Source organism: Haloferax profundi, from assembly GCF_001469865.1.
In the GTDB taxonomy this organism is placed as follows: Archaea; Halobacteriota; Halobacteria; order Halobacteriales; family Haloferacaceae; genus Haloferax; species Haloferax profundi.
The window spans coordinates 1-2,720 of record NZ_LOPV01000404.1; the positions used below are offsets into that span (position 1 = coordinate 1).

A 2,720-nucleotide genomic window follows, 5' to 3' on the forward strand; every position below is an offset into this window, starting at 1 on the left:
GACGAGGACGACGCCAGCGACGACGCCGCGAGTGACGCGTTCGAGGTCACCGAGCCAAATCCACGAGAAGACGACGGTGAACAGTGGTGCTGTGGCGACGAGTGGGTCGACGACTGCGATTCGTCCCTCCGGTGCTGCGAGCGCAGTGAACATCGAGAGGAGCGCCACTGACGTGATGACTCCGCTCGCGGCGAACACGAGATACGACCGGCGAGGGCGATTCAGAACTCGGTCTCTGCCGACGACGGCGACGTAGGTACCGAGTGTGAGGAGTGCAGCGAACTCGTTGATTGCGACTGCTTCGAGCGGTGTCGCTTCGCCGGCAGCGAGGCCCCACCGCCGGGCGACGTTGCCGAGAGCGAAGAATGCAGCAGCGGCGAGTGGAACGAGCAAGTCTCGGTTCGACCACCCTTCGAGGTCACCGCCTTTCGCGACAGAGAGGACGCCGAGGCCGACGACGAGGACGACGATACCGACGGCAGTCGGGGCAGAAAGGGGTTCGCCGAGGAATCCAACCGCGAGCGCCGTCGCGAACAGTGGTCTCGCACTGACCACGGCACTGGAGATACTCGCACCGACGCGTGCGTTCCCCGCGAAGATTGCAAGCCGACCTAATGCAGTTCCGATTGCCCCAGCAGCGACAAAGATGCCGATGGTTTCGAGCGAGATGCCACTGAATGGATTGTCTTGGAAGACGGCGAGCGCACCGAGGTAAATCGCCGAGTCGACGACGACGACGACGAGTGACGCTTGGAGTGGATTCCCTCCCCCCGAGAGTGCTCGCTTCTCGATGACTGGCGTGAACCCCCACATGACTGCCGGCGCGAACGCGAGAAGCAGGACAGAAAGCGGGGCCGAGAGGTCCATATTCTGTCTCAGTGGCACGTCTGTAAATACTCCGTGGAACTGGAGTCGTGTTCGACGAGTCGTGGCCGTGAACTGGTAACGGCCGTCCCGCAGTCTGGACTACTGTTCGCCTTCGCCTGCAGGTGCGAATACGAGGACTGCCGTACTTGGTTCGACTGCGTGCGGTGATATCTCCCGTTCGCCGCTGAATCGCGCGAGTTGATTCGGACGAACGTCGAACGTCTCGTCGTCGAGTGTGAGTTCGAGGTGCCCCGACACGAGGTGAAGGACGATGTTCGTCCCCGGATGCGTGTGTGCTGGAACCGATTGACCAGCATCGAGTTTCAGTCTGACCGTCCGTGGGCGGTTGTCGTCGAATACCTCTGCGTGGGTCGTCTCGGGAAGTGAGTCGAGAGCGATGAGTTCGGACATCTGTTCTCTGTGGACGATTCTAGCGAGACAGGGTGAGTGTTGACCCGAACACGTTCGGGAGTATTCGACGTCTTCCAGGCTTTCTCGGAGTGCTCAGGGGGTGATGGTTTTCTGAGGGGACGGATGGTTTGCCGAGGGCACGATGAGAGTGGAGCGAGAACGGTCTCACGAACTCTCAGCGACTGTGCCTCTCCGAGTGTCTCTCGTCTCTCCGTCAACCGAGGACGAACGGCCAGAGAAATCGAATGAGGAGGTATGCGACGCCCGTCGTCAAGAGGATGACGACGCCGTCGAGCAACGCACCCGCACGGAGCATATGGTCGCGCTCTATGTACCCCGTTCCGAAGACGATCGCGTTGGGTGGCGTCGCAACCGGCAACGCGAACCCGTAACTGGCAGCGATGGCACCGGTCACCGCTAACAAAACCGACGCGAGTTCCGTCGACGTGCCGAGTGCTTCGGCGTACATCGGACCGATGTTGATCAGTAGTGGGGCGAGAATGGCTGCCATCGCGGTGTTCGACGCCAACTCACCGACGACGACAACCATCGTAATCATCACGAGAAGCACCACGACGATCGATGTCCCTTCCAGTGACCCGAGGGTCACCTCGGCGAGCCACGTGGTGGCATTCGTGTCGGCCAACGCGTTTGCTAACGAGATTCCACCACCCAGAAGCAACAGCGTTCCCCAATCGATATCGAGCAAGTCGTCCCACGCCGTCGCTCCGCTCACGACCAGTGTCGGTATCGCGAGCACCCCGACGAGGACGTAAAACAGGATGCCCTCGTGACCGGTCGTTCCGAAGACGTTGGTGCCTGTTCCACCGAAGAGCGTGACAAACCACGTGGGCGGAAGAACGTCCGCGAACAGGGACCCGAATCCACCGAGGAGCCACAGGAACGCGGTTCCAGCGAAGATAAGGACGGTCCGGCGGGCCTGAGAGGAGAGGGACCCCATCGACCGAAGCTCGCTTCGGGCGCGCTTCCGTGCGTGACTCACGTCGAACTCCTCTGGAGGGTACACGACGTACGTCAGCAGAACCCACGCGACTGGGAGTGTGACAACCACCATCGGAAGCCCGATTGCGAGCCACTCGACGAAGGTGATGTCGTAGCCGATGAGTTCGGACACCTGGCCGACGACGATTGCGTTCGGTGGTGTTCCGATAAGCGTTCCCACGCCTCCCAAACTCGCCGCGTATGCGATGCCGAGCAACATCCCTATCTGGAGGTTCGAGGCCGTCGACGAAGCGCTGTCTTCGTCCAACTTCGTCAACTCGGTCACGCTCTCGACGATTCCGAGTACGATTGGCACCATCATCGCAACCGTCGCAGTGTTCGAGATGAGCATCGAGAGGAGCGCCGTCGCGACCATAACGCCCAGGACGAGCCCTCGTGCTGTCGTTCCAAATCGGACGAGTATCGAAAACGCAATCCGT

3 protein-coding genes are annotated in these 2,720 nt (G+C 61.0%); all 3 read right to left on the minus strand.

All coding sequences use genetic code 11. The annotated features are described in order from the left end of the window. Window positions 1-867, minus strand: an 867-nt coding sequence (locus AUR66_RS13915; protein ID WP_058572895.1) for a DMT family transporter, incomplete at its 3' end; no start/stop codon positions are given. 99 nt (window positions 868-966) lie between these two features. Continuing rightward, a complete protein-coding gene (locus AUR66_RS13920; protein WP_058572896.1) occupies window positions 967-1,278 on the minus strand; it encodes a cupin domain-containing protein in 312 nt (103 codons plus the stop codon). A gap of 214 nt (window positions 1,279-1,492) precedes the next feature. Continuing rightward, on the minus strand, window positions 1,493-2,720 hold a 1,228-nt coding region (locus AUR66_RS13925), incomplete at its 5' end, for an SLC13 family permease (RefSeq protein WP_157533136.1).

Coding starts and splice junctions, on each gene's coding strand:
- AUR66_RS13920 (WP_058572896.1), bottom strand. CDS start 1,278: ATGTCCGAACTCATCGCTCTCGACTCACTTCCCGAGACGACCCACGCA.